Genomic DNA, 22,187 nt, shown 5'->3' on the forward strand with positions numbered 1-22,187 from the left:
GCTCTAATTTCCTTCACAGTAACATATGAATTGCTGTTATAAATAAAATCACAATAAAGCCATATCTTAAATAGTTTATAGGTAAAATATAATTTAATTTTACTCCCAAGGGTGCAATCAGTGTGCTGGGTATTGTTACTCCTAAAACAGCAGGCCAATAGATATACCCCCAAGAATATGATATTTTTGGCATTTCCAGAGTACCGGTAATCATAAACATGATTGTTCCTACTATTCCAACAACGAATGTACCTAAATTCGATATGGCTGGAATTTTTCTGATGGGTACCCCACAATAAGTGAGATAGGGGATAACCATTACCCCGCCGCCAACACCCAAAAGACCAGAGACGGAGCCAATGGCGGAGCTTAATAAGGCATTAACCCAATGTCCTGGGAACTGATCAGAATGACTTACATGCCCATCTAGAAACATTTTAATGGCTATAGCAATCAAAAATAGCCCAAATATTATTTTTAACAAATTAGTTGAAATCACAGAAGCTATTAGGGCACCAAAAACAGTCCCAAACATTAATCCAGGCCATAATTTCTTAAAAATAGGCAGCAATATTTCATCCATCTTGTTATGTGCTTTTAAGGAAGCGTAGGAAGTAAAAATCATCACAGTCAAAGAGCAACCTGCAGCAACATGCATAACGGCATCGGCAGGAATAATTTGCGAATGTTGAAAAATATAAGCCAAGCCAGGTACCACAACTAAACCGCCGCCAACCCCTAAGGCTCCAGCCATTATCCCAGCAAAAGCGCCAATGGTAATATAAATTATTCCATTAACTAACAACTCAGCCGACATTATGATTTTCCTGCTCTTATTAATCCTCCTAATCCTTCATCTTCTAAGGCTTTTTGCAAATGGAACCTTATTTCAGCAGGATGCTCAAATTCAAGAACTTCCGCTAAGATTTTACGGGCATTCGCAATAGCAAAATTACGTATAACCCATTTTACCCTTGGTAAGCTTGCCGAGTTCATGCTTAATGTGTCAAAGCCCATAGCGATTAGCAAGATGACCGCCAAAGGATCGCTAGCCATTTCCCCGCAGATACTAACTTCCACTCCTGCCGCATGTCCTCCTTCTACTATCTTAAGTAGCATACGCAGCATAGCAGGGTGTAGTGGATCGTAAAGCCCAGCGACACGAGCATTATTTCTATCTACCGCTAATAAATATTGAGTTAGGTCGTTACTGCCTACTGAAATAAAGTCGACTCTTTTCGCCATTTCGCGTGCTAAATAAGCAGCAGCAGGCACTTCAATCATAACTCCAATCTTAGGTTTAACTATTTTACATCCTTCCTCTACCAATTCTTCAAATGCTTGCTCAATCAAATAAACAGCTTCTTCTACTTCGCTAAGGGTAGTAACCATTGGTAGCATAATACGCAAATTATCTAATTCTTCACTGGCCCGTATCATTGCCCGAACTTGCATCAAGAAAACATCAGGATGGTCAAGTGTTATCCTGATTCCTCTCCATCCCAAATAAGGATTTTCTTCTTCCACAGGAAAATAGGGTAGAACTTTATCGCCACCGATATCTAATGTTCGCATGGTGACCAAACGAGGGGCAAAGGCTTTAAGAGTTTGTCGGTAAATGATGGTTTGCTCATCTTCAGATGGGAAGCGATCACGGCTCATGAAAGGCACTTCCGAGCGATATAATCCCACACCCTCTGCTCCAACACTCATAGACAAACCCGCGTCCATAGCTAAACCAGTATTGACTTGTAGGGAAACTCTATAGCTATCAATGGTTTCTGCTGGTTTGTCACGCAAGCTTACTAGGCTTTGATTTAATTCTTGTTCTTCTTGAGCTAATTGTTTAAATTCAGCTAGCAATGATTTGGTGGGGGAAACATAGACATGACCATAGTAACCATCAATAATTAAAGCACGTCTTGATACCAATTCTACCTTTAAACCACGCAAGCCCATGACCGTAGGAACCCCAAGTGCTCTGGCTAAAATAGCGACATGAGAGTTATTAGAGCCCTTGGCTGAAACAACCCCAGCCAATTGACCTTCTGGAACTTCTGCTAATGCTGCTGCAGTAACTTCTTCACCAATTAAAATTGTCCGTTTGGGGTAAATAATTTCTTCGCGTTGAGAACGTTGCAATTCCGCTAAAACTCTCCGACCGAGATCGCGAAAATCACTGGCTCGTTCGCGAAAATAATCATCTCCCATGCTTTCAAATTGCTGCACGTGTTTCTTGATTACTGTGGCTAAAGCCGCTTGAGCACTGATTCGCTCTTCGCGAATGACGTGTTCTACTTCCGCACCCAAGCTGTCTTTATCCAAAATTCTTAAATAAACATCAAATAGAGCATGCTCTTCTTCGGCAACAGTTTCTTTCATGCGTTTACTTAAACGTTTCATATCATCGCGTGCTGTTTCCAACGCTTCATAAAACGCTGTAATCTCATCTTCCAGTTCTTCCACAGGATTCCGAGGCACCGCATCAATATCGGCAGGAGGATATACTACTACTGCTGTGCCAATTCCTATACCGGGAACACTACCTATTCCAGTCAAAGCTGCATGAGAGGATTCTGCTTTAGCTACCCCGACGGGCTTTTTAGGTTGGGTTAATTCTGCCAATTCCCCCGTTGCTTCAGCATGAGCAATGATTCCCCCTAATTGAGCAGCCAAGGTGATAAGAAATGATTCTTCTGCATCGTCAAAATAACGTTGCTCAAGTTGTTGAACAACGAGAACACCATATAATTTCCTATGCTGAATAATGGGGACACCCAAAAACGCTTTCAGATGATCTTCGCCGATTAATGGGTTATGATAAAAATCAGGATGAGAGGGTGCATCTTCAACATTGATAGGTTCCTCTCTTCGTCCTATTAAACCTATCAATCCACAATCAAGAGCGATTCGGACCCTAAATTCTGCTTGCTTGTTCAAACCCTCAGTGGCTATTAATACATACTCCGCATTTTTATTATCAATAAGGTAAACGGAAACGGCCTCAGCATTAATGGCTTTAATAATACGCTGTACCAAAATGCCAAGTGCCTCTTTTAAATCACTAGCAGCGGTAACATCTTGAACTATCCGTTTAAGTACTTTAAGCATCTAGCCTCTATGATTGCCTCTTTTTCGTTTCAAGCCGTAAGGTGTACGGCGTTCTTTTTTCAATAAAGGTTCTAATTCCTTTAAAGCTTGAGTATAGACTTGTCTCTTAAAAAAGATAACTTGCTTTTCAGGCTCGTGAAAATCTACCCAACGCCAGCTATCAAATTCAGGAGAATCGCTCAAATCCAATCTTACCTTTTGATCATTTGTTTTAAGTTTTAACAAATACCATTTTTGCTTTTGGCCTATAACCAAAGGCTCGCTGCCATGTCGCAAGTATTGTTTTGGGAGTCGGTATTTTAACCAACGTCTTGTTGATCCTAGCACTTCAACATCGCTTTTATCCAAACCTACTTCTTCATGCAATTCACGATACATTGCTTCCATAGCGGTTTCACCAGGTGCTAATCCACCTTGTGGGAATTGCCAAGCATCATGCCCACTTCGTCTTCCCCAAAAAACTCTATCGGAATCGTTAACGAGGATGATACCTACATTCAAACGATAACCGGCGCGATCGATCACCATGATGTCATTGCTTAGACTAAACCGTTAATAACTTGATTTTTTCACAAAGTACAAGAGCTTACAATTAAATCTGTAAATATTATTAGGACAAAATTAGTCTCTGTTTTTATATTATATTTTTTGATTAATTATAGGTCAAAAATAGTTCGTCATGATGCCTCCTGGTTTGCTTGAGACTGTATTTAAAAAATCCATTTATTATCACTTCCTAATGGTTATGGCTCTGATTATGATCAAGCCGAGCCATGACTATAAGGGAGCGGATTAAAGAGCAGTAAATTATAAAACCAGTTGTTATTGGTATAACTAGCTAAGTTTTCGCTATAATTACCAAAACAATAATAAATCATTGATTAAAAATCTTTATGAAAAAACGAATCTTAATCATAAATACTGGCGGCACTATTAGTAGCATAAAAAAATCGCATGGCTATGAGCCTTCGCCAGGATTTGTACAAAAAGCTCTGGCAGAAATTCCGGCTTTGAAACATAAAGACATGCCGGAATACGTTATAAAAGAATACCAACCATTGCTGGATTCTTCTAACATGACTGTAACGGAGTGGAACAGGATTGCCAGAGATATCGCACATGAATATGATCAATTTGATGGATTTGTTGTTTTACATGGTACTGATACCATGGCCTATACTGCTTCTGCTTTGTCTTTTATGTTGGAACACTTAGGTAAACCTGTCATAGTGACTGGTTCTCAGATTCCTCTGTCTGAAATCAGAAATGATGCCACAGATAATGTCATTACTTCTTTATGGCTTAGTGCTCATCAACCCATTCACGAAGTATGCATCTATTTTAATCAGCGTTTACTTAGAGGGAATCGTACTCAAAAGATTAGCGCTCAACGTTTCAATGCTTTCGATTCACCTAACTATCCCCATTTGGCCGCCATAGGCATAGAGATAGAGTTGCAACGACACCTTTTACTACCACGCCCCAAAGCCCCATTTCATTTGCAGACAATTACGCCACATTTCATTGCCAACTTTAGGTTGTTCCCTGGTTTTGCTTCAGATGTCCTTGAATATATATTGAATCAACCTTTACGTGGATTAATACTGGAAACTTATGGGGCCGGGAACGCTCAAAACAATGATCCCAAGTTTTTGCATTTACTGAAAGAAGCTTGTGAGAGGGGTGTGATTATTATTAATTGTACTCAATGCCATCAGGGTAAGGTGGAAATGAATCAATATGCAACAGGCCATACTTTAAAGGAGGCTGGTTTGATTAGCGGCCATGATATGACTCCGGAAGCAGCCCATTGCAAGTTATTGTATTTATTAAGTAAAAATCTGGCTATCCCTGAGGTTAAAAAATTGATTGAAACCAGTTTGTGTGGGGAGTTACAGGACTCGGACATTTTTCACCAGCGTTAAGCCATTGCCCGGATTAGACGATGCCGCAATCCGGGTAAAGCAAAGCTTACATTGTATGAGCAGGTTGAGAGGAGTTTTCCTCATCCTCATCATGCTCTTGATCTGATTTTTTTATACCTTCTTGTTTTAATTCAGGTTTTTTTTCTACTTGTTGTATTACTGACGGCTTAAATTGCTTCTCAGTCATGGCTTTAATTCGACGGTTTGCCATATTAAATTCATCACCAAAACGCCCTTCTCTTGCTGAAAACAATTCGGCTGGTGCCACTATAGAAGCGCCCCAAAAAAGGCTAAAGGATGGGAGAGACGATTCATCTTTTTTAATAATCTTTTTATTGTCTGCGGCAAGATCGCTGAGAACTTGTAATGCCCGTTCTCTTTGTTCTTCCAGATTGTAATTGGATTTAATTAGCTCACTTAAAGACTGAAGTCTTTTGGCCACCTGGTCTTCTTTTTGATTTCTAATACTAATGTCAATGCCTGGTTTAGGGGTAAATATTTCATCACCTAAATAAACAGCGGCGTGATAATATACTATATATTCAGGAGTCTCTGAATAGGATTTATCTAATAGCTTGAATTTAAAAGAAGCTAACTTATCGAAAAATCCTGTGGAATGATTTCGCAAATTGTTCAGACATGATATTGTTTCTCCTTCATCTCTCGGTTCAGAGTAACTCTCTCTAAGCGATTGAATTGACACCCGAGCTTTTTCAAGTTTTTTAATAATTTTTTGCAAATCATCATGATCATTATTCGTGCCATCAAAACGTGTAATCTTTTCTTCTAATGTATCAATAACTCCTTTCTGATCTTTTGACAGCTCTCTGTTGTGAATCAAAGATTTTGATTTGCTGTCTAAACTGCCAGATAACGCGCTTAATTTCTCTTTTATTAATTTCTTTAAAACCAATAGAAATATTGTCATTGCTCTACTCCTTTAACTGCAACTTATTTATCATATAGCTCTTTACATCATTCATAACATTGGGTCAGACTGTTTAAATCGACACCGTTATGATGCTTAACTTAGGAAAACACAAATCTCATGAATTTACAAATTATTATTTTAGCCGCAGGGCAAGGTAAAAGAATGTATTCGGATGTGCCCAAAGTCCTTCACCATTTAGCTGGTAAGCCCATGTTAACCCGGGTAGTGGAAACAGCCCAACAGCTTAATCCTGATGCAATTCATGTTATTTATGGTCACGGGGGTGAACAAATAAGAAATTCACTCCCTGATCTACCTGTTCATTGGGTGCATCAGGCAAAGCAATTAGGAACTGGCCATGCTGTATTACAGGCTTTACCTCATATCCCAGCTGATGCACGTGTTCTGGTTTTATCTGCGGATGTCCCACTGATTCAAGTAGAGACACTTCAATCATTGATTGAATGCAGCCAACCTCACAATACAGAGCATTCTGTTTTAGCACTCTTGGTTGCAGAGCTTGAAAATCCAAGTGGACTTGGGCGTATTCTCAGAAATAACCAAGGTGAAATTTATAGCATTGTAGAAGAAAAGGATGCAAATGAGCAAGAAAAGAATATAAAAGAAATTTATACGGGTATTTGCTGCACTCTGGCCAGTAGTTTACAACAATGGTTACCCCAGCTAACCAATGATAATGCTCAAGGCGAATATTATCTAACTGAAATAATCTCACTGGCTGTAAAAAGCAAAACACCGATTACTTCATTAACTGCAAAAAATTGTTATGAAATCCAAGGTATTAATAATCGGTTGCAACTACAGCAATTGGAACGGGTTTGGCAACAAAGGGTTGCTAATCAATTAATGGAGGAAGGGGTTACTATAGCGGATGCCAACCGCTTTGATTTGAGGGGTGAATTGTATTGTGGCAAGGATGTGTATATCGATATTAATTGTGTCTTTACGGGTAAGGTTATTCTCGGTGATAGATGCAAAATAGGCCCCAATTGCAGTTTAACCAATGTTACTTTGGGAGATGGATGTGAAGTTTACGCCAACAGTCTATTAGAAGGATGCGAGATTGCAGAGGGTTGTCATATAGGGCCTTTTGCGCGCTTCGCTCAGGGACACAATTGGCTGCACATTGTAAAATTGGCAATTTTGTAGAAACCAAGAAAGCTATTTTTGATGAAGGCACTAAAGCCAGTCATCTAAGTTATCTGGGAGATGTCAAATTAGGTAAAAATGTGAATGTTGGCGCAGGTACTATTACTTGTAACTATGATGGGGTTAATAAGCATCAAACTATTATAGAGGACGGTGTTTTTATCGGATCCGATACACAATTAGTGGCTCCAGTTACAGTAGGTGCTAATGCTACAATAGGTGCAGGTAGTACTATACGTAGAAATGTACCCCCTGACGAATTGACTTTAACTGAATCACGACAAAAAACCATTTATGGCTGGAAAAGACCGTCTAAGAGAGGTCAAGAGGACTAAATAAAAGAGTTCTGTAGGGTATGATTTTGATTAGTCGTCGCTACAAAGTGGCGAGTACGAGATCACTTAGAAGATAGTGTAATATGGGAATTAGGTTGCATAACTAATGAATAATTTTTTTCTAAAGCCTTGCATGCCCATATAATAAGAGGAAGAGAAATTAATGTAGTTAATAACTTATACTGCCAAACATTAATAGCTAAATTAATGATTTGTTCATAAGAATAGATGCCACCGTATAACAAACTATAATCAACGAGGCATAATAAGGAATTGGCCACTATATTAGCAACTGCTATCCGCACTGGCTTATTAATTTGCCACTTTGAACGCTTTAAGTAATGCAACATCATTGCATTACTAAGGAAAGTAACAAATAAGGAGAGGGAGGCTGCCGATAATCTCCTAGGCATAATGAAATTATAAAAAGGATTTAAATTAAAAAAAGGAGGGGAGGGTAAGGCAACAGTTGCTATTAATAAAATGTCAAAAACGAATTGCGCTGCAAGAAGAGCCAAGGCTAATTTTAGATTGGCATGATAACCCCATAACTCACCTACTATTGAACTAATTATCATAGTAATAGGAAAAAAGATACAGCTGGCTGACAAGATGGTGTCTTTACTTACTGCTATAAGTCGGTATTCACAGGCTAGACTTATCAACATCACGGTCACGGTAAAGCAAATCAAGTATTGGTAAATTGGAAAAAAAGATCCTTCAGAATTTGTTATTATTGTCTTATCTTGGCAGCGCTTGTCGTTGCAATGGCTCACTGTCTTATGATGGTATCCCGTGGTTTGTATGTTGAATCCGGGGAAAGGGGAAGTCTGAGCTAATACCTTGTCATTTAGCAAAAATGTCAAATAAATTACACCAATGATTAGAAGCAAAAGAGAGACAATCAGAAGAGAATCAATAAAAATTTGTTTAAAGCTATGTGCATGCGGTGTATAAAATAAAAGATAAAAATCCAGGCAAAAAAAGCTGATTCCTCCCAATAAAGCCAATAATACGCATTGTTTGGGTGTAGACAAAACCCTATTAGATTTGCTACAAAACAACAGGTGGGGGAGGTAAAAACTCAGTGCAAATGCAATAGTTGTAGCGAAAAACTTTTTGGGGATGTCCTCAAAAATAACCTGATATACCGGATTATCATTCATGTATTCGGCAGCAGGTAAATTAACAAGCACATAAACTCCAATACAAAACATATATAGAGTAATCAGACAAATATTGAGTAGATGGCGCTGTTCTTTAAATGTACAGTTCCTTAATGCAAATAAGTATAAAGTTGCAATTAAGGGACAAATTAAACTGCTGATTGCAAATATAAGCCCGTCAAGTAGAACGATTTTAAAAGAAATATTAATCAGTAATATCAGGCAAGTTATCATACTCACAGCAATGAATATAAAACCTGGTGATTGTTGCGGAAACAAAGACTGATTCATGCGATGCGAGCTTCCTAATATACTAACTAATCCTATCTTATTGATAGTAACTGTTCACGCGTTATCGGCAGAGTGCCCAATTGGGTTCCATCTTGCGCGAAAAACTGGACGCAACCTTGGCTTTCCACCAAGATTCAAATTTTGTACCCTGAACGGTTACTGCTGAAAAGGATTGACTATAAGGTTATTGGTTCCTTTTATAATATTAATCCACAGACAAATATTGTCCCTTATTAGGTTAATCAGCTCGCAAATATAGCACCATAGTCCTTATCTTAGCAAGACAAACGAAAACTATCGACTTGAATCATAACTAAATGATAATTTAATAATAGAAAGTTTTTGAGAAACTCTATTGCAAAGGAGAATGGCGCACTCTAATTTTGCGCTTCTTGCTTTGCAGAGTTTCGAAAGAGTCTAAAATAATAAATTCCTAAGGCATGAAATGAGAGCATCTCATGAGCAATCATAAAAAAGAGGCTTCGGCAAAAACAGGGTTGTTACCTGGAACTGCAGTATATGTAGGCGAGCAACCGCCTCAACCAACCCAGGTTCTTATACATATTTATGATAAATTCCATTATAAAGTTCTGGAGTTATTTGACGAACAGCAGGTAAAGGAAGCTTTTGATGCAGGAAAAAATATCTGGATAGATATTTCAGGGCTTGCTGATATAGAGAAAATCACAAAAATTTGTTCATTCTATAGTATTCATCCCTTAATTATCGAGGATTTACTTAATACTAAACAAAGACCCAAAGTGGATGTAATTGAAGATTCTATTTTTGTTGTTTTTAAGTTATTGCAATCTTCATCAGATCTCTTAACTTATAATACTGAACAATTCAGCTTAATAATCAAGCATAAGCTCTTGTTAACATTCAGGGAATCTCCAAGATATAACTTATCTACTCTTTATCACCGCCTTAATGGGACGCATTCTTTAACTCGAGAGCATGGCAGTGATTATCTGACTTACCTTATAATGGATTATATTGTTGATGATTATTTTAATTTTGTTGAAGCCACCGCTGAACTGCTGGAAACGTTGGAAGAGCAATTAATTAATAAACCAGAAACTATAAAACTCAGAACCTTATACACTATTAAAAGACGAACAATCACTCTTAGAAAAACGATCCCCCCTTTAAGAGATATAGTCCATTTATTATTAACTGATGATAGTGGGTTAATAAATAAAAAATACAGCCTATATTTTCTTGATTTGCATGATCATTGCATTCGCCTCGTGGAATCTATTGATTTGCATAGGGAAATGTCTGCTAGCATGCTAGATATTTATCTATCGACAATTAACAATCGAATGAACGAGTCTATGAAAATTCTGACTTTGTTTGCCAGTATCTTTATTCCCCTAAGTTTTATAGCAGGTGTCTATGGTATGAATTTCAAATTTATGCCTGAACTTGATTGGCGTTATGGTTATCCCTTGATCCTTGGAACTATGGTTCTCTTGGCAATAATTATGTTGTATTTTTTTAAGCGAAAGAAACTATTTTAGGATTAAGTTAATGGGATGCAATTGTCAACACCCTATTGTTCATTGAAGATTGGTGCTTAGCTAGCACCAAATATTCTAAGAAAATGAAAAATAACTCGCTTCATTCAATAAATCTTTATAAAGCAAGGGCCTCATTGTACAAGACTAAGCTCGCCTATTACTTTTCCTCTTTCCTGCTCCTTTCGACTCTCTTGATTCTCCTGATTCCCTTTTCGTCTTCTTGTGGTGAATAAGTTATCAGGGGTGATAGTAAAGGAAATCAGAACAGGTTGTTGTTTTTGAGATTTACTGGGAACTAAACTATCAGCGGGGATAACCATTTCTTTATCTCTTTCACTATGCAGTTGCTCAGGAGGCGGTAAAGTATGCGGTTCAGTAAGTATTGGAGTAGGCTCAAGAGCTTTTACCCCATTTAAGGTAAAATTGGAGCTTGTTGCTAATTTGATTTCTCCATTTACACTATGTCGCTCAAACCATAATTTTAATGCGGTAGCCAAATTCCAAAAATCCTCCTCTTTACTCAGCATCAACACAAATTTAGTCAATTTTTTGGGTATTCCAAATTTAAAATTTACTGCAGATGCTACGGTTTTAGGGGCCCAAGCCAGAGTGGCCATAGTCTTTGTTTTCCCAACTTTTTCTATGAATTCAACAGCGGAAATCACTCCTGAGCTGATGTTGGGCCAGTACATAAATACAATGGGATCCTTAATTAAACCGTCGACTCCTTGAAAAATAGGTGGGGCAACCAAAACATAGGCTTTGCCGAGGGCATTTCTAAAAAATCCTGGAGCTTTTTTTTGCTTTTGTTCAAGCTCTAAATCCATATTTAACACCATAGTGCCAAATTGCAAGGCTGGGGATAAAGGAATTAAGGGTTTGGCATCTTTATCGGGCTTAAAGTCAATCGGTATTCTTTTTATCAAACCAGAAAATATTACATCTACTACAAAACGATTGATTCGTTCATAAATAGTAAATGGATCCAAATAAGGTGAATTGTCTTTTATATCCATTTTGGGTAATGTCATGTGAGCAGCAACATTGACATGAAATAACAGTAATAAATGACGTAATGCCATGTAGTATAAATAAGGTGGCATTCCGACGGTGGATTCTAAGGCCTTATCCATTAGCATGTTTGCTGCTTCGGCAGTTAGGCCAAATCCTAAGACTGATTCTGGTTTCATAGCCAAGAATTTATGCCGCTCGCATAATTCTGGTGTGGCTAAACGAATAATATAGCGACCATTAAAATAAATACTCGCTGCCTTGGCAAGTGGTTCACCTACGTAGGGTACTATTTTTATCGCAGAAGTCAGAAGACTGTTACCTAGCAGTATCAATGGTTCTCTTCCCCATCCTTTGAATTTACGTTTAAAATTACAATCTAATTCGTCACATATTGAATGTGGTAGTGTTTCTTTATTTGAATTAAAGGCGGGGGGACCTACGGAATCCAGGGTTGCAACATGGGCAAAAGTTTGAGCTCCTTGCCGCCATGTAAACGCGGCAACAGCATAATTTACAAGAGATAAACCTGACAAAAATAGCGCATAAGGAGCATACCATGCGGCGTCTTCATCATAGCCATCTCTGAAATAATTTTGCGCGGTATTATTTACAAAATTTAAGGCAACCATGGGTAACACATCCTTGACCAAGATGTAACCCATCCCATAAGCAATTTTTTTTGCTTGAGGGTTATTTACCAAGGTGGGGATTGCATCGCGTAAGGCGATACCTTGTTCTAAAACTTGAAAGGTTGTATTGGCTGTATAACTGAATAACCCGGTCGAGATTTTTGATAATGAGGCATTATTCCATACCCATTTTGTTCCATCCCAGAGGTTTGACCCGATTGTTTTTGCTCCACTTACTACTGATGATAATAACCACTTCATAACGCTCTCCCTGCTACAGCGAGATTTCATTTTATGAATAAAAATTGAGAAATGCTAGAGGGAAAAAGCGCTTTTATTGAACTTTATTACAATATTTTATAATGTGTATGTGATTAAATTTTACAAATTTTTATCTGTGTATTCACAAAGATCAACAATTAAACACCCCTTGCAATGTGGTTTACGTGCTGTGCATACATAGCGCCCATGCAATATTAACCAATGATGGGCATCATGCAGGAATTCAGAGGGTATTTTTTTTAGTAGTTCTTTTTCAACCGCTAGAGGTGTATTCCCTTTTGCAATTCCTATTCGATTGGCAACTCTAAAAATATGGGTATCAACGGCTATGGTCGCTTGTCCAAATGCTGTATTCAAAATTACATTCGCAGTTTTTCGTCCAACACCCGGTAATGCCTCTAAGGATTCTCTTTGTTTGGGAACTTCTCCATGATATTTTTCAATAAGTATTGCACAAGCTTTAATAATATTTTGTGCTTTGCTGTTAAATAGGCCTATGGATTTGATGTACTCTTTTAATCGATCTAGCCCTAATTCTAAGAAACCTTGAGGTGTATTAGCGACCTCGAATAATTTAGCTGTGGCTTTATTGACACTGACGTCGGTAGCTTGAGCTGAAAGTATGACGGCAATTAACAGCTCGAAGGTAGAGTTGTATTTCAATTCAGTAGTGGGATGAGGATTATGCTTGCGAAAACGTTTGAAAATTTCTTGGCATTTTTGTTTATTCATGGGATTTTTTCGCTTTCACCCGAGCTAAAGCCTGAAGAATATAATTCTGTTTTGCTTGAATGTCTAGAGAACGATCGTGTGAATGAGTTATAAGCCTTGTTTTTTCTCTATAATTTTGTTGTTTTTCATGCTCATTGCGTATTTGACGCATTTGTTTAGCCTGAAAGCGCTGCCTTGCTAACTCCTTATCATATTCTGTGGTAGGTAAATTAATCATTTCGATACAATCAACAGGGCAAGGTTCTATACATAAACCACATCCAGTGCATTCATGGGCAATGACCGCATGCATTAATTTGCTACTACCTATAATAGCGTCAACAGGGCAGGCTTTAATACATTTGGTACAACCAATGCACTCTTCTTCACGTATCATAGCCACTGAGGGAGGACGGGTATTTTCTATTGCCTCTTTTAAATAGGGGGCAGTATCAATGCGCAGCAAATTCCCTAATGCTTCCACCGTCTCTACACCTCCAGGTGGGCATTTATTAATAGGGGCTGTGCCTTGAGCTAATGCTTCCGCATAGGGTAAACAACCTGAATAGCCGCATTCACCACACTGGGTTTGAGGTAATAAAGCGTCAATTTCTTTAACAGAAGCCATTATTTCACCTTCATACCGGGAAGCGCCCCTGCATCTGGTTGTAATAAGTAAATTCCTTGACCATCTCCTGCAGCTAATACCATACCTTCTGATACACCAAATCTCATGGTGCGTGGTGCTAAATTAGCGACCATTACAGTCAAACGTCCAATCAATTCTTCAGCATCGTATGCATTCTTAATCCCAGCAAAAACTTGTTTTTGAGTATCACCTAGATCCAGGCTTAAGCGCATTAATTTATCGGCACCTTCTACGGGCTCTGCGTTGATAATCTTGGCTATACGTAAATCAATCTTGGCGAAATCTTCGATGCTGATTAAATTATCAGTGTTCCCTGATTTGCTTTCTTTCGCGGGTATGCTCATTAAGGATTCCTTACTTTGAGCCAACATGGCTTCAATTTTCTCTTTTTCTACTCTGACCAATAGAGGTTGAAAGTCATTAATTGTATGATTCAAGAGGGGCTCATTAATGGAGCTCCAGGTTAAGGGGGCTGAGTTTAAAAATTGTTCTGCTGCTTTTGCCATCATTGGCAGGACTGGTTTTAAATAAGTGATTAAAATACGAAATAAATTGAGTCCCATTGTGCATATGGTATGCACATCAGCCAGTCGTGTTTCATCTTTAGCTAATACCCAAGGTTTATTAGCATCAATGTATTGGTTAACTTTATCGGCACAATCCATAATTTGTCTTATTGCTCGTGCATAATCTCTCGAAACAAATGCTTCAATTATTGATTCTCTTACGCTAACCAGGTCATTATATAGTTTCGGATCACTTAACTCTTGACTTAGGCGATTATCAAAGCGCTTATTGATGAATCCTGCACATCGGCTGGCAATATTGACCACTTTGCCCACTAGATCTGCATTAACTCTATTGATAAAGTCATCAAAATTCAAATCCAAATCATCGACTCGCCCATTCAGTTTCGCTGCGAAGTAATAACGTAAGTACTCAGGGTGCAAGTGTTTCAGATAAGTTCGCGCTTCAATGAAAGTGCCGCGAGATTTGGACATTTTCTGTCCTTCTACTGTTAGAAAGCCGTGAGTATAAACTGCAGTAGGTGTTCTATAACCACTAGCAGCTAGCATGGCAGGCCAAAATAAGGCATGAAAATAAACGATATCCTTGCCAACAAAATGATACAATTCTGTTTTCGAATCTTTATTCCAAAATTCAGCAAAAGAAACGCCGTGTGCATCACAATATTTTTTGAAACTGGCCATATAGCCAATAGGGGCATCCAGCCAGACATAAAAATATTTATCACGGAGGCCAGGTATAGGAAAGCCAAAATATGGGGCATCGCGAGAAATATCCCATTGTTTTAGGCCAGCCTCAAACCATTCCCTTAGCTTATTAGTTACTTCTGTTTGTAAGTGACCTGTCATCGTCCAATTTTTTAATAGTTCTTCATAGCGTGGCAAATCAAAAAAATAATGTTCTGATTCTTTTTCTATAGGTTTTGCGCCAGAAATAACAGAAGCAGGGTTAATTAAATCCGTTGGAGAATAGGTTCCGCCACACACTTCACAATTATCACCGTATTGATCGGCTGCGCCACATTTAGGACAAGTGCCTTTAACATACCTATCCGGCAAAAACATCTGTTTAACTGGGTCATAAAATTGGCGAATTGTTTTTTTGACTATATCGCCATTTTCTTGCAACTGTTCGTAAATGCTTGTTGCCAAGGTTTGATTTTCAGGTGAATGAGTCGTGTGATAACAATCATAATCTATAGCAAAGGCTTTAAAATCACGTTCATGGCTGAGTTTGATTTCAGTGGTTAATGCTTCTGGAGTGATCCCCATCTGTTCTGCTTTTAACATAATTGGGGTGCCATGAGCATCATCGCCGCAAACACTAATGCATAGAATATCCAACATCTTGTGAGTGCGAACCCAAATATCTGTTTGAATGTGTTCAACCAAATGCCCCAAATGCAAATGCCCATTGGCATAGGGAAGAGCGCTGGTCACTAACATTTTACGTTCATTTGTCATAACTATAGGATACCTACCATGATATAAAACGACTAATTATAACGCAAAGATGATGCAAATGCTGCAATGAGAGCTAGGTTTTTGTTTAGTTAAAAAAATGTAAATTATTTAAACAGAAGGTGGGCTAGTTTCATTCTTTGATATAGTAATTAAAAAGATTATTTTTCCAGACAATCTATCTCGAAAAAGAGTATTAATTAAATGTTTATAATATTTATGAGGTACTATAATTTACATATAACATAATAAATTTGTGTATAACTCAATATGGTAATGTAATATGGCAGAAGATCCAAAATCTAAAACACAAACTCCACCGACTACCAAACCTGCGGGGCCGAGTTCTCCAAATCCAGGGTCAGACTCCCAGACTCAAGGGCCAAGTTCTCAACAGGGTACTCTAGGCAAAATAGGTAGTGCTCTGGGGAAGGGGGTAGGTAAAATAGCTGAAAAATTTGGTAATCAGCTAAAAGCCAATGCAGGTCAAGCCAGCCCAGGAAATGAAAAAAAAGATGATAAAAAAGAAGAAGATAAGGCTGCTAAAAATGTCCAGGAGATGCTTGAAAATTATATGAAATTGGTTGAGCAAATTCAAAGCTTTCTCAATTCCCCTTTTGTTTATCTGGGCAATAAAATTAAAGAAGGTGCCCAGTCTCTTGTAGACAAGGCGTTCGAGAGTGTTAAAAGTAAATCTGCAAAAGATGATAAAGCGGAGGAAGACCTGGTAGATGATAAAAAGCAAACTCAGGAAGCTCAGCGAGATAAGCAAGTTAAACAAGATGCCGGAGATGCAAAAGCGAAAGAACTGGGTTCGTCAAATCCAAAACCGGAAGACTCAGACTCATCTTCATCACAAACACAAAGTTCAAATACACCAACCCCAACGCCAACAACCTCCCAAACTTCGGAGACAGACGATACGCAAAACTTAGATACAACAAGTAGCCAAACTTCAGAAACGCAAGAAACACAAAGTTCTGATACAACTGATATGAGTCCTCCACCCGATACCAATAATGGCCCTCCATCTTTTGATGATGTCAGCTCTAACTATGACAGCGCTTCAAGCAGTGTTAATGGTAGTGGCTCACAATCACCTGGCTCAGATGTCAGTTCAGATGTGGAGTCCGGTCCATCGATGGATATGTAAAAAGTACCTCTCCATGTTAGTGTTATGAACATGGAGAGTGTGCAAAAATAGATTTCTTCTGAAGCCCTACTACCATGGAAAATTGCGTCGATACGGTTGCTCGAATCCTCAGATACTAACGTGTATACTGAGGTTCTGTGCTTTGCCTCCTTGCACTTCCCTCATTGCAGCGAGTTTGAAAGATGTCCAAAATCCAGTAATATATTAGCTCACCAAGAATTGTGATTTATCGCTCCAATAACTTGTGTGGTAAGCTTTCTATACGTCCTGCTTGGGTAACAAGGACATAATTTAATTTTCTTTGCAGTTCACTAATAGAGTCTGAGCCAGCATAAGTAAGGCCTGAACGTAATCCGCCCACTATATCGGCAATAATGGCGTCAGGATTATCTTTAAACGGCACCTCAGTAGCAACGCCTTCAGCAGTTTTCCATTCTTGCATTTGCCCTAGGAATTCTTCTTGAGCTTCACGGGATGCCATACCTCTATATCGTTTGACTTTAGTTCCATCATCCTTTTGAATGACTTCTCCTGGAGTAGGGGTAGAACCAGCTAACATACCTCCTATCATGACAAAGTCAGCGCCAAAAGCTAATGCTTTGACAATGTCACCTGATGTTTTTATCCCTCCGTCGGCGACTATAGATCGATCAGCTCGAGAGCAATCTTGGATGCAGGTCAGCATAGGAACGCCGAAGCCGGTTTTAATTCTTGTACTACAGACCGAACCACCGCCAATTCCAGCCTTAATAATATCAGCACCGCAAGAGGCAAGATAATCTGCCCCTGCATAAGTAGCCACATTTCCTGCCATGATGCAGCGGCTTCCTAATAATTGCCGCAAGCTTTTTAAAGTTTTACCTACGTATTTGGCATGAGCGTGTGCGACATCAATACAAAAGAAATCGGCTCCGGCATCTCGCAATGCTTCAGCTCGTTGTAATTCTGTTTCAGTACAACCCACAGATACAAAAACTTGGCCTTTGCATTGTTTAAATTCTTTTATATTGTCTTCTATGGTCATAAACCGATGTAAAGCGCCTATTGCCCCTTTACTGTGCATGAAATTAGCCATACCACTTTCTGTAATTGTGTCCATATTGGCACTAATAATAGGAAGATCTAAAGCTAGCTTCCCTAATCTGTCTGTATTGCTAATTGCAACAACTCGTCTTGATTCATGATGGTTATATGATGGAACTAGTAGGACATCATCAAAGGTGATCGCTTGATCGGTCATTTTAAATCCTCGTAAAACAAGTATTATAAATGCTCTGCTGCATAAAATGCTAGTCTTGAGCGCTCTCCGCGGGTTAAAGTCATATGAGCACTGTGTTCCCAGTTTTTGAACCGATCTACGGCAAAGGTTAATCCAGAAGTAGTTTCAGTTAAATAAGGAGTGTCAATTTGTTTGATATCTCCTAAACAAATAATTTTACTGCCAGGACCAGCTCTTGTGACTAGAGTTTTTATCTGTTTGGATGTAAGGTTTTGTGCCTCATCAATAATGATGTAACGATTTAAAAAAGTTCTCCCCCGCATAAAATTTAATGAACGAATTTTAATTTTATTTTGCAATAAATCTTGCGTTGCCCCTCGTCCAAAACTACCGCCTACTTGTGAACTATGAAGTACCTCAAGATTGTCCATTAAGGCTCCCATCCAGGGGGTCATTTTTTCTTCTTCCGTACCAGGTAAGAAGCCAATGTCTTCTCCAACAGGAATAGTGACTCTTGTCATTAATATTTCGCTGTAGCGACTTTGATCCATGACTTGGGTTAGGCCGGCTGCAATGGTTAATAATGTTTTTCCTGTCCCTGCTGAACCTTGTAAGGTTACAAAATCAATTTCCGGATCAAGTAGTAAGTTTAGAGAAAAATTTTGCTCACGGTTTCTCGCAGTAATCCCCCAGACAGAGTGTTTGGGCTGAGTATAGTCGCGTATTAATTGCACTACGGCATTATTCCCGTCAATTTTTTTGACTACAGCTTGGAATTGATCATCTTCAGTGCTGAGGCAATCATTTGGATTCCATTGGTTTACCAAAGGACCTGTTATCTTATAAAAAGTTTTGCCACTTTCTTGCCAAGAGCCGATATCTTTAGCATGAGTATCCCAGAAATTATTGTCTAAAATATGCAGGCCGCGATGAAGTAAGTTGACATCATCAAGTACTTGGTCATTATAATAATCTTCAGCATGTATACCCAGTATTCCCGCTTTTATGCGTAAGTTGATGTCTTTAGAAATTATGATAACTTGTTTTTGACCATGATATTTTTTTTGCAAGCCTAAAGCCGTAGCTAAGATTGTATTGTCTACCTTATGACCTGGTAGAGTCGAAGGCACCACTTGATCAAATTCATCCGTTTGAAAAAATAACCTCCCACTGCTTTTATTGCTGCTGTTGCTTATATAAGAGGGAATAGGTAGCCCTGAGACAATTTGATCATGGGTAGCGTTACTCATTAGTTCTACTAGCATTCTGTTGGTTTGCCTAACGTTTCGGGCTAATTCTGAGGTGCCTGTTTTATGGCTATCCAATTCTTCAAGGACTACCATAGGCAAGTAGATGTCGTGTTCGTCGAAATGGTAAATAGCAGTTGGATCGTGCATCAAAATATTAGTATCAAGTACGAACAGCTTGGTATTGGTATTATCCATAAGGTCACCTTATCAGCTAAAATATTTCTTTAGACCTCTTTCGACAAGATATTGCTAACCGTAATTGTTCCACAGCAAGTTTCATAAGAGGTCACTTTAAGTCAAGTAGAATTTATTGCTTTTCTATCCAGTAATGACAGTTAAATTCCTGAGCCTTAAGTTTTATATTCATTGTGCTGAGGTATCGTAATTCCGTCAAGAATTTCTTAGAGATTGCTAATTAATTCTGTTAAAAACGAACATGGCTTTCATTTTCTGCAATTGGTTGCACCTGCGTTAAGGAATAGCAATTGTTCTCTATTTTAGCGAATTAATAAACAATTTTCCTATTTTTAAATCGCGGCTTCTCCAGAGAGTCGTTCTGTTTTTAACTCTTTATTATTGAAAATAATTAATGTAATCAATGCCATAAAAAATAAAAATAGTCCAACTGGATAGAGACTATTATGGCTGACTAATCGACCGGAATAAGTTCCAAATGCGGCAAAGCATAGCAATATCAAACTTCGCACTGCAGATGCAGCGCCTCTATAATCATCAAAGCATTGTAGTGCTCTTGAAGTGGTTGCGCCCCACAGCAGAGCTGAGCTGAGTATGTAAATGCCAATGTCTACAGCATTATAAAATTGATGTTGACTCCAATGGAAGTATTCCCCAACTAAGAGCATTAGGCTACTTATTAAAGCTAATTGGATTCCTAACGCAATAATTTTATCGATTCCAAATTGCTTGAATAATCTGGACGCCAGTAAGGAACCGCATACAAATCCCATGGAGGTAACCATGAGTAAAATTCCCATTTTGTCGGGTGCGATATTAGCATTAGAATAATAAAATGGCGCCACGGTAAGGAAGCACCATTCCCCACAATTGAGTAATCCAAACAGAGCAATATAGGATATAAATGTTTTATTTTTTACAATTCGATTATAGATGTGCAGTTTTTCTCTAAGGCTGAGATTTAGTCTTTTTGGCATGGTAGGATGTTTGGGTAAACACATCATCATTAGGCATAAAATAAAAGAATAAAATGCAATACAATAAAGATTTGAGCGCCAGCCGTATAATACATCCAGTTTACCTCCCAGGGCTGGGGCAAAAAGAGGAATTACAGCAGTTAGTGTTCCAATCCAAGTCATGATACGGGCCCCTTCGTCTTTGGGGAAAAGATCTTGGATCAAAGCCCAGCCCGCTACTGGAACCACTACTGCTCCTGTGCCTTGTAGAAAGCGGCAGGCCAGTAGAAAATTAATTGAATTGGCTTCTAAACTTAGGATTGAGCCAATAAAAAAAATGAGCATTCCTAGAAATAAAGTTTTCCCTCTGCCTAATTGATCTGCAATTATTCCCCAAATAAGAACAGTCACGAATTGTCCTATCATGAAGATAGAAATGAGCATTTTTACTTCATTGGATGATGCCGAGAGTGAATAGGCAATATGTGGTAAACTGGGCAAGAGTATGTCTGTGCCGATTAAAACAAGTATGCAGGAGGCAACAACAATAAAGAGTTGTAGATTCCGAATAAACATAGAGAACTCGAAAAAGGATGATTTTGAGGGGCTTTGCCCATAGGCATAATAACAAAAATTAATTAAATATTCTATAAAAAGTACTATTTTAGATCAGAAGATCTTTTACTGGATAAAAATTTTATAGTTAGCCGTAGGTTAGGATTAATCTACGACTAGACGATATTATGCTAGAGATTTCACTGTGTTGAGAACTTCCTCTACGTGCCCTTTCACATTCACTTTCCGCCATTCGTGCTTCAAAGTACCTGCTTTATCTATAATAAAAGTACTGCGTTCTATTCCTCGAACTTGTTTGCCGTACATGGATTTCATCTTGATGACATCAAACATTTGGCATAGTTTTTCATCGGTATCACTAATCAGTTCAAAGGGAAAATTTTGCTTGGTTTTGAACTGCTCATGAGATTTCAAACTGTCTCGGGAAATCCCAAAAATAGTGGCATGTAAGTCTTTAAATTGCGAATAAGCATCTCTAAAATCTTGACCCTCCGTAGTGCAACCCGGAGTTGCATCTTTAGGGTAAAAATAAAGTACAACTATTTGTCCTTTATAATCACTAAGATGTCCATGCAGATTGTTAGTAGCAGTGAATTCAAAATTAGGAACAACTTCACCTATCCTCATAAGGCCTCTCTCCTTAAGTATTTTTTTTCATTATTCTCGATCGATCTCTTTGCCACTCTCTGTCTTTGATAGTATCTCTCTTATCATGTTCTTTTTTTCCTTTGGCAAGAGCGATTTTTATTTTGATTTTATTTTTTTTCCAATACAAAGAAAGGGGGACTATTGTGTATCCTTGCCTTTCCACACTACCTATGAGATGGTTTAATTCTTTTTTATTCATTAACAACTTACGTGTCCTTATGGGATCAGGGATAAAATGAGTGGACGCAGTGGGGAGAGGTTGAATTTGTGCTCCTAACAGAAAAGCTTCCCCATGCTTGATGATCACATGAGAGTCCGATAAGTTAATCTTTCCTGCTCGCAGGCTTTTCACTTCCCAGCCTTCCAAAACCAAACCTGCTTCGTATTGATCTTCAATAAAATAATTAAAGCCAGCTTTTTTATTTAATGCTATTGTGGAATCTGGATGTTTCTTGGTGGTCATAT

17 protein-coding genes and 1 pseudogene are annotated in these 22,187 nt (G+C 38.4%); 4 read left to right on the forward strand and 14 right to left on the reverse strand.

The window, feature by feature from the left end; genetic code table 11:
* Positions 1-13 precede the first annotated feature (13 nt).
* The 3 genes from OK13_RS00685 to OK13_RS00695 are packed head-to-tail and all read right to left on the reverse strand — an operon-like array spanning position 14 to position 3,639.
* Positions 14-820 carry a sulfite exporter TauE/SafE family protein gene (locus tag OK13_RS00685; RefSeq protein ID WP_035886464.1) on the reverse strand — a complete coding sequence of 269 codons (807 nt, stop codon included), beginning with the start codon at positions 818-820 and terminating at the stop codon, positions 14-16.
* Positions 817-3,111 (reverse strand): phosphoenolpyruvate--protein phosphotransferase, encoded by a 2,295-nt coding sequence (gene ptsP / locus OK13_RS00690; protein WP_035886465.1) that lies wholly within the window; start codon positions 3,109-3,111, stop codon positions 817-819. Before ptsP ends, OK13_RS00685 begins: the two co-directional genes overlap by 4 nt.
* Positions 3,112-3,639: an RNA pyrophosphohydrolase gene (locus OK13_RS00695; RefSeq protein ID WP_035886466.1), complete on the reverse strand. Its 528-nt coding sequence runs from the start codon at positions 3,637-3,639 to the stop codon at positions 3,112-3,114.
* Between the two features lie 365 nt (positions 3,640-4,004).
* Between OK13_RS00695 and ansA the strand changes: the two genes are divergently transcribed.
* Complete coding sequence (ansA, locus tag OK13_RS00700) at positions 4,005-5,036, forward strand: asparaginase (protein ID WP_035886467.1); 1,032 nt, start codon at positions 4,005-4,007, stop codon at positions 5,034-5,036.
* Between the two features lie 46 nt (positions 5,037-5,082).
* On the opposite strand, the gene OK13_RS00705 is transcribed toward ansA, so the two are convergent.
* On the reverse strand, positions 5,083-5,964 hold the full coding sequence (locus tag OK13_RS00705) for a hypothetical protein (protein WP_035886468.1): 882 nt from the start codon (positions 5,962-5,964) through the stop codon (positions 5,083-5,085).
* Positions 5,965-6,084: 120 nt separating this feature from the next.
* On the opposite strand from OK13_RS00705, the pseudogene glmU reads away from it, so the two are divergent.
* A pseudogene (glmU, locus tag OK13_RS00710) lies at positions 6,085-7,472 on the forward strand (bifunctional UDP-N-acetylglucosamine diphosphorylase/glucosamine-1-phosphate N-acetyltransferase GlmU).
* A 62-nt stretch (positions 7,473-7,534) separates the two neighbouring features.
* On the opposite strand, the gene OK13_RS00715 reads toward glmU, so the two are convergent.
* Positions 7,535-8,929, reverse strand: coding sequence for a VUT family protein (locus tag OK13_RS00715; RefSeq protein WP_035886469.1), 1,395 nt, complete (start codon positions 8,927-8,929; stop codon positions 7,535-7,537).
* A gap of 458 nt (positions 8,930-9,387) precedes the next feature.
* Between OK13_RS00715 and corA the strand changes: the two genes are divergently transcribed.
* On the forward strand, positions 9,388-10,452 hold the full coding sequence (gene corA, locus OK13_RS00720) for a magnesium/cobalt transporter CorA (protein ID WP_035886470.1): 1,065 nt from the start codon (positions 9,388-9,390) through the stop codon (positions 10,450-10,452).
* A 131-nt stretch (positions 10,453-10,583) separates the two neighbouring features.
* On the opposite strand, the gene OK13_RS00725 is transcribed toward corA, so the two are convergent.
* The 4 genes from OK13_RS00725 to metG all read right to left on the reverse strand — a co-directional run bounded on the left by OK13_RS00725 (position 10,584) and on the right by metG (position 15,728).
* Complete coding sequence (locus OK13_RS00725) at positions 10,584-12,356, reverse strand: hypothetical protein (protein ID WP_052117506.1); 1,773 nt, start codon at positions 12,354-12,356, stop codon at positions 10,584-10,586.
* Between the two features lie 120 nt (positions 12,357-12,476).
* Positions 12,477-13,109, reverse strand: a complete 633-nt coding sequence (gene nth, locus OK13_RS00730) for an endonuclease III (RefSeq protein ID WP_035886471.1) — start codon at positions 13,107-13,109, stop codon at positions 12,477-12,479.
* Positions 13,102-13,716 carry an RnfABCDGE type electron transport complex subunit B gene (locus OK13_RS00735; protein ID WP_035886478.1) on the reverse strand — a complete coding sequence of 205 codons (615 nt, stop codon included), beginning with the start codon at positions 13,714-13,716 and terminating at the stop codon, positions 13,102-13,104. Before OK13_RS00735 ends, nth begins: the two co-directional genes overlap by 8 nt.
* Positions 13,716-15,728: a methionine--tRNA ligase gene (gene metG, locus OK13_RS00740; protein ID WP_035886485.1), complete on the reverse strand. Its 2,013-nt coding sequence runs from the start codon at positions 15,726-15,728 to the stop codon at positions 13,716-13,718. Before metG ends, OK13_RS00735 begins: the two co-directional genes overlap by 1 nt.
* Positions 15,729-16,008: 280 nt before the next feature.
* On the opposite strand from metG, the gene OK13_RS00745 reads away from it, so the two are divergent.
* A complete protein-coding gene (locus OK13_RS00745; RefSeq protein WP_035886491.1) occupies positions 16,009-16,878 on the forward strand; it encodes a hypothetical protein in 870 nt (289 codons plus the stop codon).
* A gap of 226 nt (positions 16,879-17,104) precedes the next feature.
* On the opposite strand, the gene OK13_RS00750 is transcribed toward OK13_RS00745, so the two are convergent.
* The 5 genes from OK13_RS00750 to smpB form a co-directional block, all read right to left on the reverse strand.
* Positions 17,105-18,118: a guanosine monophosphate reductase gene (locus OK13_RS00750; protein ID WP_035886494.1), complete on the reverse strand. Its 1,014-nt coding sequence runs from the start codon at positions 18,116-18,118 to the stop codon at positions 17,105-17,107.
* 23 nt (positions 18,119-18,141) lie between these two features.
* A complete protein-coding gene (locus OK13_RS00755; protein WP_035886496.1) occupies positions 18,142-19,542 on the reverse strand; it encodes a PhoH family protein in 1,401 nt (466 codons plus the stop codon).
* A gap of 332 nt (positions 19,543-19,874) precedes the next feature.
* Complete coding sequence (locus tag OK13_RS00760) at positions 19,875-21,161, reverse strand: MFS transporter (RefSeq protein ID WP_338151663.1); 1,287 nt, start codon at positions 21,159-21,161, stop codon at positions 19,875-19,877.
* 78 nt (positions 21,162-21,239) lie between these two features.
* Entirely contained in the window at positions 21,240-21,701 is a 462-nt protein-coding gene (locus OK13_RS00765; RefSeq protein WP_035886507.1) for a peroxiredoxin, read from the reverse strand.
* A 13-nt stretch (positions 21,702-21,714) separates the two neighbouring features.
* The gene (smpB, locus tag OK13_RS00770) at positions 21,715-22,185 is read right to left on the reverse strand and encodes an SsrA-binding protein SmpB (protein ID WP_035886512.1); all 471 of its coding nucleotides are present in this window, start codon (positions 22,183-22,185) and stop codon (positions 21,715-21,717) included.
* Positions 22,186-22,187 lie beyond the last annotated feature (2 nt).

This window comes from Legionella norrlandica, from assembly GCF_000770585.1.
In the GTDB taxonomy this organism is placed as follows: Bacteria; Pseudomonadota; Gammaproteobacteria; order Legionellales; family Legionellaceae; genus Legionella; species Legionella norrlandica.

What these genes read in the sequence shown, in the direction of transcription:
- ptsP (WP_035886465.1), bottom strand. Translation starts at nt 3,111, where the DNA reads ATGCTTAAAGTACTTAAACGGATAGTTCAAGATGTTACCGCTGCTAGT.
- OK13_RS00695 (WP_035886466.1), bottom strand. Translation starts at nt 3,639, where the DNA reads ATGGTGATCGATCGCGCCGGTTATCGTTTGAATGTAGGTATCATCCTC.
- ansA (WP_035886467.1), top strand. Translation starts at nt 4,005, where the DNA reads ATGAAAAAACGAATCTTAATCATAAATACTGGCGGCACTATTAGTAGC.
- OK13_RS00705 (WP_035886468.1), bottom strand. Translation starts at nt 5,964, where the DNA reads ATGACAATATTTCTATTGGTTTTAAAGAAATTAATAAAAGAGAAATTA.
- OK13_RS00715 (WP_035886469.1), bottom strand. Translation starts at nt 8,929, where the DNA reads ATGAATCAGTCTTTGTTTCCGCAACAATCACCAGGTTTTATATTCATT.
- corA (WP_035886470.1), top strand. Translation starts at nt 9,388, where the DNA reads ATGAGCAATCATAAAAAAGAGGCTTCGGCAAAAACAGGGTTGTTACCT.
- OK13_RS00725 (WP_052117506.1), bottom strand. Translation starts at nt 12,356, where the DNA reads ATGAAGTGGTTATTATCATCAGTAGTAAGTGGAGCAAAAACAATCGGG.
- nth (WP_035886471.1), bottom strand. Translation starts at nt 13,109, where the DNA reads ATGAATAAACAAAAATGCCAAGAAATTTTCAAACGTTTTCGCAAGCAT.
- OK13_RS00735 (WP_035886478.1), bottom strand. Translation starts at nt 13,716, where the DNA reads ATGGCTTCTGTTAAAGAAATTGACGCTTTATTACCTCAAACCCAGTGT.
- metG (WP_035886485.1), bottom strand. Translation starts at nt 15,728, where the DNA reads ATGACAAATGAACGTAAAATGTTAGTGACCAGCGCTCTTCCCTATGCC.
- OK13_RS00745 (WP_035886491.1), top strand. Translation starts at nt 16,009, where the DNA reads ATGGCAGAAGATCCAAAATCTAAAACACAAACTCCACCGACTACCAAA.
- OK13_RS00750 (WP_035886494.1), bottom strand. Translation starts at nt 18,118, where the DNA reads ATGACCGATCAAGCGATCACCTTTGATGATGTCCTACTAGTTCCATCA.
- OK13_RS00755 (WP_035886496.1), bottom strand. Translation starts at nt 19,542, where the DNA reads ATGGATAATACCAATACCAAGCTGTTCGTACTTGATACTAATATTTTG.
- OK13_RS00765 (WP_035886507.1), bottom strand. Translation starts at nt 21,701, where the DNA reads ATGAGGATAGGTGAAGTTGTTCCTAATTTTGAATTCACTGCTACTAAC.
- smpB (WP_035886512.1), bottom strand. Translation starts at nt 22,185, where the DNA reads ATGACCACCAAGAAACATCCAGATTCCACAATAGCATTAAATAAAAAA.